Raw genomic sequence first — 16,099 nt, 5'->3', positions numbered from 1 at the left:
CGGTCACGTGCAGAGGGTGCCGTTGAGGAGGAAGCGTTCCGGTCTGGGGTTGGGTCCGGGGGCGTCGGCACCGATGAAGCCGAAGGTGATCGAGCGGCCGGGCTTGATGGTCTTGTTCCAGGCGAGGTTCTTGGCCGTCACGGTCGCGCCGTCCTGGGCGAGGTCCGCGCTCCAGTGCCTCCGGACGGCCTGGCCGCCCAGGAAGGACCAGCTGAGGGTCCAGCCGTCGATCGCCTTGGTCCCGGTGTTGGTGATGGTGACCTGGGTGTTGAACCCCTCGGGCCACTGGCCGTGGTTGGTGTAGGTGATCTTGCACGGGCCGGGGGCGGCGGGGGTGTCGAGGTAGGAGGCGATCCAGGAGAGCGGGGAGTTCCAGTTGATCGTCAGCTCGTTGGTGGCCCACGACTCGATGTCGTCGATGTAGCAGAACTGGGGCTTGCAGCCCTGGAGCTTGGCCTGGGCCACCGGGTCCTGGATGGCGGAGTTCGGGCCTCCGGCCAGGGTGCCGCGCGGCGGGTTGGGCAGGGACGGGTCGAGCTGGCGGGCGTACCAGCGGCTGTGCTGGTTCTTCGAGGCGACCTCGCCGTAGCCGGTCACGTACGACTGGTTGAGGGCGTTGCGCCCGAAGATGTAGTCGAGCCCCTCCAGCACCCCGTCGTGGTATTTCGCCTCGCCGCTCAGGTCGTGGGCGACGGCCATCACGACCATGTTGTTGAGCACCAGGTTGTTGGAGCCCCAGTCGTAGTCCGGCGGGTTGTACGGAACGCCGTACGGGTGGGCCTTCTGGACGGCGAGATACTTGTCCGCACCTTCCAGGACGGATTCGCGCACCCGCGCCCGGTCGGGGAGCGCGCTGGGCACGGAGGCCAGCTGCAGGCGGCCGAGCTGGGCGGTGTTGCCCCAGTCGAAGCCGCGCTCGCGCCAGATGTCGCCGGTGTGGTGCGGCGAGGCGAGCACGTAGTCCTTGAACTCCTTCTCGCCGGTGGCGAGATAGAGCTCGGCGGCGGCCCAGTAGAACTCGTCGGTCACGTTGTCGTCGTTGTAGGCGCCGCCGCCCACCCCGTCCGCCGGGTCCGCGTATCGCGCGGGGTTCGCCTTCGCCGCCGCCCACGCCTTCCTGGCCGCCGCGAGGTTGCGCGCGGCGAACGCGGCGTCGTACGGGGCGAAGAGGCGGGCCGCCTGGGCCGCGGTGGCGGCCAGGTTGAGGGTGGCGGCGGTGGAGACCGGGTGCAGCTCGCGTGGCTGGGGGTCCAGGTGGGGCAGCAGGGGCAGGCCGGTCCACGCGGCGTCGTGGATCTTGTGGTGGGCCATCCCCTCGTACGGCTTGCCCTCGGGGACCTGCATGCTGAGCAGGAACTCCTGTTCCCAGCGGGCCTCGTCGAGGATGTCGGGCACCCCGTTGCCGCTCTCGGGGATGTCGAGGTCGCCGTCCTTGTGGACGCCGTCGGCCTTGGCGCGCTCGAAGGCGGACATCAGCTGGTGGACGGAGATGCCGCCGTTGACGACGTACTTGCCGTGGTCGCCCGCGTCGTACCAGCCGCCCTTGACGTTCAGCGTGTAGTCGCAGACGCCGGGCTGGCAGGGCACCTCGACGTCGCCCCGGTTGGGGGCGACCCCGACGTGGCCGGCGGGCCTTCCGTAGCCGGGGCGGAGCTCGTCGAGGATCGGGATGCCGCTGCGCTGGGTGTAGTAGAACTTCAGCGCGTCGGTCCTGAGCTCGCCGTAGACGTTCGCGCCGATGTCGAAGGGGCGGCTGGTCTCGCCGTCGGCCTCCAGCGTGTAGCCGGTGCCGGGCGCGGTGACCGCGCCGAAGTCGATCGAGTGCACGTTCTGGCCGGAGCTCCCGTCGACGCCGCGCGGGACGGTGTCGCCCTCGGCGACGACCTCCCCGCCCTCACCGCCGCGCCTGAGCTTCCAGGCGACCGGCTCCGTCCCCTCGGTGACGAGGGTGGCGTTCTTCGGCCCCGAGGGCAGGTAGCCGACCATGTTCACCCGGACGCGGGGCCCGGTGTCCGGTTCGTAGACGTCAGGTTCGGCCCCGCCCTTGAGGGAGACGTTGTCCACGCAGAACCTCCATGGGGTGGCGCTGCCCCCGAGTTGGAACGCCACCTGCGCGCCCGGCAGGTCCACGGGCGAGGTGAAGGTGTAGCGGTAGTCGTTGCCGGACACGCTCAGCTCGGGGTTGGCCGACAGGTACTGCGTGTAGGGGTCGACCGGGAGCTGGACGAGGGCCTTGGCCACCCGGCCCGGCGTGGCGATCCCGAAGAAGGAGAACTCGTACGTCTCGTCCTTGACCAGGGGGATGTCGTTCTGGCCGATGATGACGTCCCAGGGGTTGGCGGTGCCGCCGGGTATGTCGGCGCACAGACGGCCGTCCTCGACCTCCAGCGCGGTGTTGCCGGTGCTCCACCAGGGAGCCGTGCCGGTGTCGAAGGTGCCGTTGACGATCTGTTCCGGGCCGTCCGCTGCGGCGGGCAGGGGGGTCAGGGTCACCAGGGCGGCGGCCGTGGCGAGGGCGAGCCAGGCAGGTGGTCTGATCACGGGGGGTCCTTTGGGCGGGGGAGGTGCCAGGTTGCGGGAGCTTGGGTCCGAGGATCCCGTTGAAGGGATCCAAGTGGGAGCGCTCCCACAACCTGGGTGCCCGATGTTTCCAGCGCGTTTCGCCCACCGTCAACCGGCCCCTCTCCCCGACCACTCGCTCACCGGGTCAATGACCGATTTGTCGGATGAAACTTTCAGGCCCTCCCGGAGTCCGTCTCAGGGAGCGGTCCAGTCGACCTCCGGCCCACGGGGCACGATCCCGCTCGGGTTGACGTTCGTCTGCGTCACGAAGTAGTGCCGCTTGATCTGGTCGAAGTCGGTCGTGTCGCGGAACGCGGGAACGGCGTACAGCCGGCGTGCGTAGGCCCACAGGACCGGGTAGTCGATCAGCCGCCGCACCGAGCACTTGAAGTGCGAGTTGTAGACGGCGTCGAACCTGGCGAGCGTCGGGTAGAGCCGCACGTCGCTCTCGGTGAGTGCGTCGCCGTGCAGGTACCGGCGGGTGGACAGCCGCTCCTCCAGCAGGTCGAGCGTGGCGAAAACGTCGGTGACCGCCTCGTCGTACGCCTCCTGCGAGCGGGCGAACCCGGCCCGGTAGACGCCGTTGTTGAGGCCGCGGAAGATCACCTCGTTGAGCGCGTCGATCTTCTCGCGAAGCTCCTCCGGGTAGAGGTCGGGGGCGCCCTCGGCGTGCCAGGGTGCGAAGGCCGTCTCCAGGGTGAGGGTGATCTGCGGGTAGTCGTTGGTCACCAGGCGCCCGGCGGTGACGTCCCAGACGCAGGGCACCGTGTAGCGGCCCTCGTAGCCGGGGTCGGTCGCCAGGTAGAGCTCGGAGAGGTACTCCACCCCGGTCACCGGGTCGCCCCCGGGGATCCGCCAGCCCTTCTCGTCCCTGATCGGGTCGACGATCGTCACCCCGACCACCTCCCGCAGGCCCAGCAGCTCGCGGACGATGAGGGAGCGGTGCGCCCACGGGCAGGCGTAGGAGGCGTAGATCTGGTAGCGGCCGGGCTCCGGCGGGTGCTCGCCGCCCGCCTCGATCCGCGTCGTGAACCGGTTCGGCTGCCTCTCGAAGCGACCGCCGCCGGAGATCTCCTTTTCCAGCTTCATGCTTCGACGGTACGGGACCTTCGGCCGGGAGGGGCACCCCCTCCGCCGAGGTATTTCATGTATAACAAGTAGGAAATATTGACTTACCGCGAAGCGATGCGTAGCTTCTCCGGTATGGGCATCTATCTGACTCGGTGCGCGCACGTCGACCTCTGCCGCGTGTTCAGCGCACAGTGTCCGTGATCATGAATCCACCCGCCGTCCCATCCCACACCTCACAGGACGCATAGGACGCCTCTCGTGATCATGATCAGACATGTCCCCATCCCCCTCCCCGCCGCTCCCGTCATCCCCGTTCGTGCCCTCAGGGGAGGTGCCCGGTGAGACTCCGGATCCAGGGGGTCGGCAAGGAGTTCACCGGCCGCGACACCCACCGCTCCTTCGCCGCCCTCGACGACGTCAACCTCGACGTACGGGAGGGGGAGCTCCTCGCCCTGGTCGGGCCGAGCGGCTGCGGCAAGTCCACCCTCCTCGACCTGATCGCCGGGCTGGCCGCGCCGACCACCGGCCGGATCCTGCTGGACGGCGTCCCCCTCGACGGCCCCGGTCTCGGCCGGGGGATCGTCCTGCAGCAGTACGCGTTGTTCCCCTGGCGCACGGCACTGTCCAACATCGAGTTCGCGCTGGAGGGCAGGGCCGCCACGAAGGGGGAGCGCGCCGAGCTGGCCAGGGAGTATCTGGACCTGGTGGGGCTGGGCGAGTTCGGCGACCGTTATCCCCACGAGCTCTCCCTCGGGATGCCCCAGCGCGTGGCCGTCGCCAGGAGCCTGGCCGCGGATCCGGCCGTGCTGCTGCTGGACGAGCCGTTCGCCGCGCTGGACGCCGGGACCAGGGAGTCGCTCCAGGAGGAACTGGTACGGATCTGGGAGAAGACCGGTACGACGATCCTGTTCGCCACCCGGAGCATCGACGAGGCCGTCTACCTCGGCCGGAGGGTCGCGGTCATGACGTCCCGGCCCGGCAGGATCGGGCGGACCGTCGAGGTGGATCTCGGCTCCCGCGAGGGAGATCCGAGGGGCGGTTCCCGCTTCGGGGAGTACCGCCACGAGGTGTGGAAGCTTCTCCGTTCCGACGTCGACCAGAAAGCGCCGGTGGCCTCATGAGCATCGTGACCGTGGTGGGAAACCCGCGGCTCGGATCGCGCACCCACGGGGTGGCCGTCCGGGCGGCGGAGGCCGTCGCCCGGCGGATCGGGGACGGGGAGGCCCTGGCCCCGCGGCACTCGGGAAAAGGGCTCCCGCGTGACGCGGGAAGAGATAGAGACCCCCATGGGTTTTGAGTAGTGTCCTTTGTTCCTTAAAGGGGAAAAAGTGACGAAGTGGATCATCTTCACAGTAACCCACACAGTCCTAAGCGAGGCGGCATGACCGAGACACTGTCCGGCAGGGCGGTCGACGCGGAGCGTTTCCGGCAGGCCCTCGCCGTTCACGCGGCGGGAGTCGTCGTCGTCACCGCTCAGGTCGAGGGCATGCCGGTCGGCCTCACGGCGACCTCGTTCTCATCCGTCAGCCTCACGCCCCCGCTGGTCTCCTTCTACGTGGACCAGTCCTCGACCACCTGGCCCTGGCTCAGGCAGGCGGACCACTTCGCGGTGAACGTGCTGGCCAGCGACCAGGCCGAGGTGGCCTCGCGCTTCGCCAGGAAGGGCGTCGACCGCTTCGCCGCCCCCACCTCCTGGACCCCCGGGCACCTGGGCGTCCCGCTGCTGGAGGGCGTCTCGGCCCACCTGATCTGCGCTCCCCACTCCACCGTCGACATCGGCGACCACGTCCTGGTCGTCGGACTCGTGATCGAGACCAGCCTCGAACCCGGCGGACGCCCGCTCCTGTATCACCAGGGCCGCTTCGGGCGCTTCATCCCGCACCCCTGACCCCTCTCGATCCCTCCTGATCCCGCGGGAACCCTCCGGCCGATCTCGCGGGGGACGTCCGCGCCGGAGCGTTCCTCGCGGGTGCCGCGGCCGGCGCGGGAGGGGGGACGCGGCGCGGGAACCGGAGGTGTCGCGGGCGGCCGGCGCATTGGCGCACGCGCGGAGGCCCGCAGATCCGTTTGTTGAATGAAATACTGATTGCCGCAATTTCTCACTTATGGCATTACATATACCAGTTGTCGTGAATGAGACTTCTATCTGTCGTACCCAGGCTCATCATGCGGCTTGTCCGGCCCGCCCGCGGGGCGGCGCCGTGGAGTGTCCACGCGGGGGATGCCTCGGAGGGGGCCGAGGAGGATCCTCAGGCGAGGCGGACGGTGCCCCGGCCGGTGGCCAGGGGGAGCTCCACCGCGGTGCGGATGCCCGGTGGGGCGGCGCAGAGGGCGGCGACGGAGTTCACGGCGTGGGCGGCGGCGCTGGCCAGGCCGTGCGAGATCTCACCCACGGTGAGCATCAGCTGGGGCACGCCCTCGATGTGGACGCTGAAGCCGGGATCGGCCCAGCGTTCCACCCGGGTGGCGTCGGCCTTGTAGACGCACTCCACCGTCATGAAGGGACGGCCGCGGACCAGCCCGCTGAACATCCAGCGGGACGCGCACACGGTGCCCGCCCTGACCAGTCCCGCGCTGATCTCGAACTCCTCGGACGCGAGCTCGAACTCGTCGCTCTCCTCGACCTCGTCGAGGGCCACGCCGAGGTTGTCGGCCACGAACTGGACGCTCTCGGCGAACAGCGAGCGCTGGAAGGCGCGGAAGGGGCGCACGGCGGCGACGTAGTCCTTGGCCGAACGCGTGAAGCCGAACAGGTCCACCACGATCTGCCGGGAAGGGTGCCCCCGGAAGTCGGACGACTCCCGGATGTAGATGTGGTCGACGCGGCTGGACAGGCCGGTCAGCGTGAGCGGCAGGATGTCGCTCATGAAACCGGGGTTGACGCCGGTGCCGTGCAGGGACGTGCCCCCCGCGCGGCAGGCGGCCTCCAGGCGCTCCACCACCCCCGGGCCGTAGCACTTGGGATACACGAACCCGGTGGTGGTGATGACGTTCTTGCCGGCGGCGAGCAGTGCGCAGATGGTCTCCACGTCGCTCGGATACTCCCCGCCGAAGTAGGACGCCGGCAGCGGCATGTGCAGCACGCAGTCGGCCTCCGTGGCGAGAATCTCCTCGACGTCGTCGGTGCAGGTGACACCGGCCTCGGGGAGCCCCACGAGGGTCCCCGCGTCCTGTCCTACCTTGTCCGGGTCGTAGACCAGGACTCCGGCCAGTTCGAACTCCGGCCGGGTGATCACGCTGCGCAGGGAGTATCTGCCGACGGCGCCCGTGGCCCACTGGACCACGCGCAGGGGCGGCGATAAGGACATATAGGGCCTCCAGCCCAAAATATTGGGCGGGGCCGTACTAGGAAAAAGTGAGGGGTGTCGTCGTTGACCCTCGCCCGTGTGGGGCAAAAACTTTAGCAGAAATTAACACGCGTGCTTACTATCCGCAATGATCCCACGCGTTTTTGGTTACCACTCCGCGCCTTTCTTTCCGGTGCCGGGCCGGTGCCGGGAAGGGCTCTCCGGCGATTCGTCATGGTTCGGCGGATGTCGTCCCGGTGATTTCGCAGGTGGTGTCCCGAGGATCCCCATGGCATCACGAGGGCCGGGCGAGCTATTGTTCAAACGACTAGAATTATGTTCTCGTGGGAGGGTTGCGGATGTCAGAGCTGCGGTTTGACGGCAGGGTCGCGGTCATCACCGGCGCCGGGCACGGACTCGGCCGCTCGCACGCGCTGTCGCTCGCCGAGCGCGGCGCCAAGGTGGTGGTCAACGACCTGGGCGGGGCACTGGACGGCACCGGCGCCTCCGCGGGCCCGGCCGCCGAGGTGGTCGAGCTGATCAGGAAGAACGGCGGGGAGGCGACCGCCAACACCGACAACGTCGCGACCCCCGAGGGGGCCCAGGCGATCGTGGGGACCGCGATCGACACCTACGGGCGGCTGGACATCGTCGTCAACAACGCCGGCATCCTGCGGGACAAGTCCTTCGGCAAGATCAGCGTCGAGGAGTTCGACCAGGTCCTCGCCGTCCACGTCCGCGGCTCGTTCCTGGTCAGCCGGGCGGCGTTCCCTTACCTCAAGGAGCAGGGGTACGGCCGGATCATCAACACCTCCTCGCCCGCCGGGCTGTTCGGCAACTTCGGCCAGGCCAACTACTCCACCGCCAAGATGGGCCTGGTCGGCCTCACCAAGACGCTCGGCATCGAGGGCGCCAGGGCCGGGATCAAGGCCAACGCGATCGCGCCGATCGCCTGGACCCGGATGACCGAGGAGATCCTGCCCGCCGAGTTCGAGGCCAAATTCACCGCGGAGCGGGTCAGCGCCCTGGTGACCTTCCTGGCGCACGAGGCCTGCGAGACCAGCGGCGAGGTCTTCAGCGTCGGCGGCGGCCGGATCGCCCGGGTGTTCGTGGCCGAGGGGCCCGGCTGGCGGCAGGACGACCACACGGTGGAGGACATCCGGGACAACTGGGAGGCGATCCTCGCCGAGCAGCCGTACCTGACCCCGACCACTCTCGGCCAGCAGGCGACCGCCTCGATGAAGGCCATGCTCTGACGGTCACGTACCGGCCGGGGCGGCCGCCGTGGTCGTGACGGCCGGCCGGCCGTTCGAGGGCGCTCTCGTTTCGAGGGCGCCCTTTTCGTTCGCATCGAAGGGGCAGGGGGCGAATCCCCTCGGCGCGGGCCGGCTCTTCCGGCCAAGGCTTCGCGGGCGTCACTGTGACGGCCAGCCCATCGTGGTGAGCTTCCGCACGTCGACCATCCCGGTGGCCAGCGCCTCGCTGATCTCCCGCAAGGCCTCTTGCTGCTCACGGGTGAGGCGGTCGAACATGAGTGCCCGAACCTGCTCGGCGTGGCGGGGGGCGGCCTGCCGGACCTGCTCCATGCCTTCGTCGGTGAGTTCCGCCAGCTGGCCACGCGCGTCCGAGGGAGACGGCACCCGGCGGACCCAGCCGTCGCGCACCAGCCGGTCGACCGCGTGGCTCAGCCTGCTGCGGTCGAAGACACACGCGGCCGCGAGGTTGGCCATCCGCATCGAGCGCCCGGGCGCTTCCGAAAGCCGGGTGAGGATCTCGTAGTAGGTGAAGGAGAGATCCGACTCCTCCTTCAGGTCTCGTTCCAGTCGATCGAACAACAGCCTGCTGGCGATCAGGAAGCTGCGCCACGTCCGCTGCTCCTCCTCGTCAAGCCACCGGGTCTCCGCCATCTCGACCTCGCACGAGTTAGTTGAAATTTCAGCACCTTATGCTAGCGTAGAAGAAGGTGCTGAAATTTCAACTACTTCGCGAGGGGGAGATAGATGGACCGTTTGAAGGGCAAGGTGGCGATCGTCACCGGTGCCGCGGGCGGCCTTGGGTTCGCGGGAGCGCGGGCCATGGCGGCCGAGGGGGCACGCGTGGTGATGATGGACCTGTCTTCGTCCGTCCACGAGCGGGCGAAGGAGCTCGTGGGGGAGGGCTTCGACGTCGCGCCGTACGGCGGTGACGTCAGCGTCGAGAACGACATCGCAGGAGTCGTGGCATTCGCCAAGGAGACCTACGGCGGGCTCGATGTGCTGTGGAACAACGCCGGATTGGTGGGCAGCGACTGGATCAAACAGGACACCGACGTGGTGGGTGTCAGCCGTGATTACCTGATGCGGACCTTGGAGGTGAACATGGTCAGCGTCTTCCTCGGCAGCAAGCACGCCATCCCCCTGATGGCCGAAGCCGGGGGTGGATCGATCATCAACACTTCGTCGGTTCAGGCCGCAGGCGGAGACCTCGCACTGGTCTCGTACGGCACGAGCAAAGCGGCGATCGACTACTTGACGAAGTCCATCGCCACCTCGTTCGGCCATCTGGGCATCCGCTGCAACGCGGTGGCTCCGGGGCTGATCCCGCCGCCCGCCGCACCAGAGGCGTCCGGTGGCGCACACCCCCTGGAGGACGTCGCGCCGGTGAAGCTGGTCCTCGACTCCCAGATGCTCGCGTACGTCGGAGAACAAGCCGATGTGGCCAACGCGGTCGTTTTCCTCGCGTCCGACGAGTCGAAGTTCATCACCGGCCAGCGGATCAACGTCGACGGTGGAACGACCGGTCACCTGCCGACGCTCTCGGATCGTCGCAAACTGGCCGGAGCCTGAGCAGCCGGCGCACGACCGCCTGGACCACGACCACCATCAAGGGACGTCCGGGTGAACTCGGTGACCATGCCCGAGAGTTCCCTGTCCGGATCCGCATCGACGATGCGAGCCGTTCTCGCCGGAGGGCGTGCGAATACCCCCGCCACCGCGGATCAACCGCCCGGCACATCACGAATTCCTGAACCCTTCACAAGAGAGGACCAACCATGTCCGATATCGTCAACCTTGCCGTGATCTACTACTCCTCGACGGGCACCGGAACGGCGATCGCCAAGGAAATGGCCGAAGCGGCTGAGGCCGCCGGTGCGAATGTCCGCGTCCGCAAAGTACCCGAGCTGGCACCGCAGGCCGTGATCGACTCGAATCCGCTCTGGGCCGCCCACCACGCGGCCACCGCCGAGGTGCCGGCCCCGAGCCTCGACGACGTCGCTTGGGCGGACGCCGTCATCTTCGGCTCACCGACCCGGTTCGGCAACGTCGCCGCTCAGCTGAAGCAGTTCATCGACACGTTGTCTCCCCTCTGGCAGACGAATGCGCTGGCCGACAAGGTCTACAGCGCCTTCACCTCGACCGGCACCCGTCACGGTGGGCACGAGTCGACCCTGCTCGCCATTTACAACAGCATCTACCACTTCGGTGGCCTGATCGCGCCGCCCGGCTACACCGACCCCGTCAAGTACGTCGACGGCAACCCGTACGGCACCTCACACCACGCGGTGTTCGGCCCCGACCTGGGCTCGATCGACGATGACACCCGCAACGCCGCCCGCCACCAGGCCGAGCGTGTCGTGCGGCTCGGGCGGGCGCTCAAGCGAGGAAACGCCGCCTGACGGACGGCTCTTCCGGCAATTGCCGGCCGCATGGAGCGGAAGAGCCCCAGGAAGGTGTCCTGGAACGCGTCAGGCCTGCCACCGGAGCGGGCGCCGGTCTCGACCGGCGCCCGAAAGGTTCGTCGCATGAAAGGTTCACGATGACTTCCGGCGATTGTGGAACGGTCCGAACGGTGCGCTGAGGTTGTGGAAATCAGATGAATTGCCCGGTAGGGAGGGTGAAAGGGGTCGGGAGGACCGGGGCCGCTTTCGCAGCGCGGGTGAGAGGTTCTGCTTGACGCGAGCAATCTTTTGCTTGACGGTCGGCAGAACTCGTCCCTACCATCCTGAAATGAGGAGGAAATAAGCTAGAAATCAGCAGATTTCGAGATTTGCACCACTCTGCCGGCGTCGCAACCGGCTCGCCCACCCTCTTCCTCCCGATCTTCCGGCATGCCCGCCCAGGCCGTCCGGTTCGTTTCGCATGTCCTTCTCGTTCCCCCCAGGAGATTCCATGCGCCGCCCGCTCACCGCCTTAATGGTCCCGATCCTGCTCCTGTTATCCGTGGTCTCCGGTTTGTCGATGTCCCCGGCGAACGCGGGAACCGCGAAGGCGGCCGCCTTCCGGGTGCTGCTGTTCACCGAGGCCGCCGGCTACGTGCACGCCTCGATCGGGGCCGGCATCACGATGGTCCAGCAGCTCGCCGCCGCCAACGACTTCGAGGTCGTCCAGTCCGCGAACTCGACCGTGTTCAACGACGCGAACCTGGCCACCTTCGACGCGATCATCATGCTGCAGAACTCCGGCATGGTCTGGGACAACGACGCCCAGCGTCAGGCCACCCAGAAGTTCGTCAACGACGGCGGTGGGATCGTGGCGATCCACAACACCACCGACATGGACATCGAGACCCAGTTCCCCTGGTGGGACCAACTCATCCAGGGCGGCGCGCACATGACCGCGCACTCGGCCATCTTGCAGGGCACCGCCAAGGTCCTGGACAAGAAGCACCCCTCCACCGCGGGCCTGCCCGACCGCTGGGTCCGTACCGAGGAGTGGTACAACTTCAGCAAGAACATGCGCGGCGACGTCCACGTCCTGGTCGCCGCCGACGAGAGCACCTACAACGCCGGCAGCAACAGGATGGGCCCCGACCACCCGATCTCCTGGTGCCGCACCACCGAGGGCGGGCGCGTGTGGGCGACCGCGATGGGCCACGAGAGCGCCTCCTACAGCGAGGCCAACTTCCGTCAGCACGTGCTCGGCGGCATCAAGTGGGCGGCCGGCAACGCCGCGGGCGACTGCGGCGGCACCGTGTGGAACCGGTACCAGAAGGTGACGCTCGACAGCGCGCCCGACCAGCCGATGGGCCTGGACATCGCCCCCAACGGCGACGTCTACTACATCGCCCGCTCCGGCAAGCTCATGCTGGTCCGCAAGAGCAACGGCCAGATCGTGACCACCGGCACGCTGAGCGTCTACACCGGCGGTGAGGACGGGCTGGTCGGCATCGCCCTGGACCCGAACTTCGCGACCAACCGCTGGGTCTACCTCAACTACTCGCCGACCGGTTCCGCGGCGATCAACCAGGTCTCCCGGTTCACCCTGAACGGCGCCGGTGACAGCCTCGACCTGTCCAGCGAGAAGAAGCTTCTCAGCATCCCGGCCACCAGGGTCGACGAGCCGGGGCACACCGGCGGGTATCTCACCTTCGGTCCCGGCGGGAACCTATACATCGGCGTCGGCGACGACATCAACCCCTTCGCCTCCGACGGGTACACGCCGATCGACGAGCGTCCGGGCCGCGCCAACTTCGACGCGCAGAAGACCAGCGCCAACACCAACGACCTGCGCGGCAAGATCCTGCGGATCCACCCCGAGACCAACGGCACCTACACGATCCCCTCGGGCAACATGTTCCCGCAGGGCACCGCGCAGACCCGCCCGGAGATCTACGCGATGGGCTTCCGTAACCCGTTCCGCTTCTCGGTGGACTCCGAGACCGGCTGGATCTCGGCGGCCGACTACGGCCCCGACGCGGGATCGGCCAACGCCAACCGCGGGCCCGAGGGCACCGTGGAGTGGAACCTGATCAAGTCGCCCGGCTTCTACGGCTGGCCGTACTGCGTGGGCAACAACATCCCGTTCAACGACTACAACTTCGCCACGAACACCTCTGGGGCGAAGTTCAACTGCTCGGCGCCGGTGAACAACTCGCCCAACAACACGGGCCTGACGAACCTGCCCGCGGTCAAGCCCGCCAACGTCTGGTACAACTACCACCTCGTTAACGAGTGGCCGGAGATGGGCAACGGCGGTGGCGCGGCCCCGATGGGCGGCCCGTTCTACCACTACGACGCGGCCAACCCCTCGGAGACGAAGTTCCCCGCGTACTTCGACGACACCCCGTTCTTCTACGAGTGGAGCCGCAACTACCTGATGGAGATGCGGCTGGACGGCAGCGGCAACGTCCTGAAGACCAACCGCTTCCTGTCCAACCTCGGGTTCAGGTCGCCGCTGGACATGAAGTTCGGCCCCGACGGCGCGATGTACCTGATCGAGTGGGGCGTCGGCTACGGCGGCACCAACCCCGACGACGGCGTCTACCGCATCGACTACATCAACGGCGGCTCACGCTCCCCGGTCGCCAAGGCGGGTGGAACGCCCACCTCCGGCCAGGCCCCGCTCACCGTCCAGTTCTCCTCGGCCGGTTCCTCCGACCCCGACGGCGACGCCTTCACCTACGCGTGGGACTTCACCAGCAACGGCTCGACCGACTCCACCGCGGCGAACCCCTCGTTCACCTACACCTCCAACGGCACCTACACCGCCAAGCTCACGATCACCGACCCGTCGGGCAAGAGCGGCTCGGCGACGGTGCCCATCACGGTCGGCAACACCGCGCCGGTCGTGAGGTTCGGCTCGCCGCCCGACGGCACGACGATCAACTTCGGTGACTCGGTCCCGTACACGGTGACCGTCACCGACCCCGAGGACGGCACGATCGACTGCTCCAAGGTCAGGGTGGTCACGGCGCTGGGCCACGACACCCACAGCCATGACACGGGCCAGTTCACCGGCTGCTCGGGGACCGTCGTGACCACGAACTCCGGACACGACGCCGACGCCAACACCTTCTACGTCCTCACCGCGACCTACACCGACGCGGGAGGCCTGTCCAACACCGCCAACCTGATCCTGCAGCCCCGGCAGAAGCAGGCCGAGTACTTCACCGGCTCCTCCGGGGTCCGGGTCATCGACCAGGCCGGCGCGCAGGCAGGCAAGCGCGTCGGGGACATCTCCAGCAACGACTGGATCTCCTTCTCGCCGATGAGCGTCCAGGGGATCACGTCGGTCTCCTACCGGCTGTCCTCGCCGTCGGGCGGCGGCACCATCGAGCTGCGCGCGGACTCGCCCACCGGGCAGCTGCTGTCCACCACGACCGTGCCGAGCACCGGAGGCTGGGACACCTACCAGCAGACGGCCGCCACATCCGTGACGGCGCTGTCCGGCAGCCACCCGCTGTTCCTGGTGTTCAAGCCCTCCGCGGCGAACCAGTTCGACCTCGACTCCTTCACCCTGAACACGACAGGAGGACCGACCGGGCCGGTGGCCGGCGGCGTCTACACCCTGGTCGCCGCGCACAGCTCCAAGGCGGCCGACGTCGAGGCTCAGTCCACGGCCGACGGGGCCAGGGTGGTCCAGTGGACGGCCGGCACGGGCAACAACCAGCGGTGGAGGTTCGGCGCGGCGGCCGGCGGCGCCTTCACCCTCACCGGAGTCCAGAGCAGCAAGTGCCTGGACGTCAACGGCGGCTCCACCTCACCGGGCGGGCTGATCATCCAGTGGACCTGCCACAACGCCGCCAACCAGCAGTGGAGGTTCACCGCCAACTCCAACGGCACCTACAGGATCGCCTCGGTCGCCAGCAACCTGTGCCTTGAGGTGCCCGGCGCCTCGACGGCCAACGGCACGCAACTGACCCAGGCCACCTGTGGCACCGCCACCAACCAGCAGTGGAGGCTCACCCGGATCAGCTGACCCAGCATGGTCAAGTTCGCCGACTTTTGCCGATTGAGGCAAAAGTCGGCGAACTGTTAGGTAAAAGTGATTCACAAACCCGCCTAAAGAGGGTTAGCTTCTGCACACCTGCTCGGAACAGGGAGGGTGTAGTGAAGCGGACCGTCGTCCGGCCGGAGAACGCGCACCAGGCCGCGTTGCTCCGGCTGCTGCGCGAGGGGGCGCGGTCGCGCGCCGAACTCGGCGACGTGACCGCCCTGTCGCGCTCCCGGCTCAACCTGGAACTCGACCGCCTCGTCGAGCTGCGCCTGGCCGAGCAGGCCGGGCTGGCGGCCTCGCGCGGCGGGCGCAGGTCCGGCCTGGTGCGGATCTCCGGAGATCTCCGCTTCGCCGGGATCGACATCGGCGCGACCTCCATCGACGTGGCCGTCACCAACGGCGAGATGGAGATTCTCGGCCACCTGAGCGAGCGGTGCGACGTGCGCGACGGTCCGGTGGCCGTGCTCGACCAGGCCATGGAGATGATCGCCAAGCTGGGCGAGCAGGGCCTGTTCACCCAGCTGTACGGCGCGGGAATCGGCCTCCCCGGACCGGTCAGCTTCCGCGAGGGGGTGCCGGTGGCGCCCCCGATCATGCCCGGCTGGGACCGCTTTCCCGTCAGGGAGGCGGTCGGCCAGGCCCTCGGCTGCCCCGCCGTGGTCGACAACGACGTCAACATCATGGCCCTCGGCGAGCTCCACTCGGGGCTGGCCAGGCAGGTGGACGACTTCCTGCTCGTCAAGATCGGCACCGGCATCGGCTGCGGCATCGTGGTGGACGGCAAGATCTACCGCGGTGTCTCCGGCAGCGCCGGCGACATCGGCCACATCCGCGTCGACGACCAGGGGCCCGTCTGCGCCTGCGGCAACGTCGGCTGCCTGGAGGCCTACTTCGGCGGGACCGCCCTCGCCAGGGAGGCCACGGCCATCGCCGGGCGCTCGGCCTACCTGAGCCGGCGCCTCGACGTGACGGGCACCCTCACCGCCGAGGACGTCGCCAAGGCCGCCGAGATGGGCGACGCCGAGGCGGTACGGCTCATCCGCGACGGCGGGCGCAGGGTCGGCACGGTGCTGGCCGGGCTCGTCAGCTTCTTCAACCCCGGCCTCGTGATCATCGCGGGAGGAGTGGCCCAGCTGGGCCACGTCCTCCTGGCGGAGATCAGAAGCGTCGTCTACCGCCGGTCGCTGCCCCTGGCGACCGGCAACCTGCCCATCGTGCTCTCGGAGCTCGGACCCGACGCCGGCGTGGTCGGCGCGGCCAGGCTCAGCAGCGACCACGTCCTCTCGGCCCCATGATGAACCAGCGAGGCCCCATGTCAGAAGCCAACCCCCTGCTCCTCATGCGCGGGATCGTCAAGCAGTTCCCCGGAGTGCGCGCCCTCGACGGCGTCGACCTGGAAGTGCTGCCCGGAGAGGTGCACTGCCTGCTCGGCCAGAACGGTGCCGGGAAGTCCACGCTGATCAAGACCCTGGCGGGCGCTCACCA

The 16,099-nt window shown here is 68.4% G+C and carries 12 protein-coding genes; 8 read left to right on the top strand and 4 right to left on the bottom strand.

Features of this window, described 5'->3' with window-relative positions:
• Window positions 1-3: 3 nt before the first annotated feature.
• Both ACTOQ2_RS36910 and ACTOQ2_RS36905 read right to left on the bottom strand, forming a co-directional pair.
• Window positions 4-2,541 carry a glycoside hydrolase family 9 protein gene (locus ACTOQ2_RS36910; RefSeq protein ID WP_440105582.1) on the bottom strand — a complete coding sequence of 846 codons (2,538 nt, stop codon included), beginning with the start codon at window positions 2,539-2,541 and terminating at the stop codon, window positions 4-6.
• A gap of 216 nt (window positions 2,542-2,757) precedes the next feature.
• Entirely contained in the window at window positions 2,758-3,651 is an 894-nt protein-coding gene (locus ACTOQ2_RS36905) for a glutathione S-transferase family protein (RefSeq protein ID WP_440105580.1), read from the bottom strand.
• Between the two features lie 320 nt (window positions 3,652-3,971).
• Here ACTOQ2_RS36905 and ACTOQ2_RS36900 point away from each other — a divergent pair, with 320 nt between their 5' ends.
• Together ACTOQ2_RS36900 and ACTOQ2_RS36895 are read left to right on the top strand one after the other, a co-directional pair.
• Window positions 3,972-4,754, top strand: a complete 783-nt coding sequence (locus ACTOQ2_RS36900) for an ABC transporter ATP-binding protein (protein ID WP_440105578.1) — start codon at window positions 3,972-3,974, stop codon at window positions 4,752-4,754.
• A 260-nt stretch (window positions 4,755-5,014) separates the two neighbouring features.
• On the top strand, window positions 5,015-5,521 hold the full coding sequence (locus ACTOQ2_RS36895; protein ID WP_440105577.1) for a flavin reductase family protein: 507 nt from the start codon (window positions 5,015-5,017) through the stop codon (window positions 5,519-5,521).
• Between the two features lie 361 nt (window positions 5,522-5,882).
• Here ACTOQ2_RS36895 and ACTOQ2_RS36890 read toward each other — a convergent pair whose 3' ends face one another.
• Window positions 5,883-6,941, bottom strand: coding sequence for an NAD(P)H-dependent amine dehydrogenase family protein (locus ACTOQ2_RS36890; protein ID WP_440105575.1), 1,059 nt, complete (start codon window positions 6,939-6,941; stop codon window positions 5,883-5,885).
• A gap of 338 nt (window positions 6,942-7,279) precedes the next feature.
• Here ACTOQ2_RS36890 and ACTOQ2_RS36885 point away from each other — a divergent pair, with 338 nt between their 5' ends.
• A complete protein-coding gene (locus tag ACTOQ2_RS36885; protein ID WP_440072986.1) occupies window positions 7,280-8,176 on the top strand; it encodes an SDR family oxidoreductase in 897 nt (298 codons plus the stop codon).
• A gap of 159 nt (window positions 8,177-8,335) precedes the next feature.
• Here ACTOQ2_RS36885 and ACTOQ2_RS36880 read toward each other — a convergent pair whose 3' ends face one another.
• Window positions 8,336-8,827, bottom strand: a complete 492-nt coding sequence (locus tag ACTOQ2_RS36880) for a MarR family winged helix-turn-helix transcriptional regulator (protein WP_440105573.1) — start codon at window positions 8,825-8,827, stop codon at window positions 8,336-8,338.
• A gap of 114 nt (window positions 8,828-8,941) precedes the next feature.
• Here ACTOQ2_RS36880 and ACTOQ2_RS36875 point away from each other — a divergent pair, with 114 nt between their 5' ends.
• From ACTOQ2_RS36875 to ACTOQ2_RS36855, 5 genes are all read left to right on the top strand, one after another.
• Window positions 8,942-9,745: an SDR family NAD(P)-dependent oxidoreductase gene (locus tag ACTOQ2_RS36875; protein ID WP_440105571.1), complete on the top strand. Its 804-nt coding sequence runs from the start codon at window positions 8,942-8,944 to the stop codon at window positions 9,743-9,745.
• A gap of 206 nt (window positions 9,746-9,951) precedes the next feature.
• Window positions 9,952-10,575: an NAD(P)H:quinone oxidoreductase gene (gene wrbA / locus ACTOQ2_RS36870; protein WP_440105569.1), complete on the top strand. Its 624-nt coding sequence runs from the start codon at window positions 9,952-9,954 to the stop codon at window positions 10,573-10,575.
• 493 nt (window positions 10,576-11,068) lie between these two features.
• On the top strand, window positions 11,069-14,596 hold the full coding sequence (locus tag ACTOQ2_RS36865; protein WP_440105567.1) for a ThuA domain-containing protein: 3,528 nt from the start codon (window positions 11,069-11,071) through the stop codon (window positions 14,594-14,596).
• Window positions 14,597-14,727: 131 nt separating this feature from the next.
• Window positions 14,728-15,909, top strand: a complete 1,182-nt coding sequence (locus tag ACTOQ2_RS36860; protein ID WP_440105565.1) for an ROK family protein — start codon at window positions 14,728-14,730, stop codon at window positions 15,907-15,909.
• Window positions 15,906-16,099 (top strand): ATP-binding cassette domain-containing protein (locus tag ACTOQ2_RS36855; protein WP_440072976.1); only part of this gene is annotated, 194 nt, incomplete at its 3' end. The genes ACTOQ2_RS36860 and ACTOQ2_RS36855, both read left to right, overlap by 4 nt.

Origin of the sequence: Streptosporangium sp. H16 (assembly GCF_051918855.1) — a bacterium.
GTDB lineage: Bacteria > Actinomycetota > Actinomycetes > Streptosporangiales > Streptosporangiaceae > Streptosporangium.
This window is presented reverse-complemented; position numbering and strand designations above follow the sequence as displayed.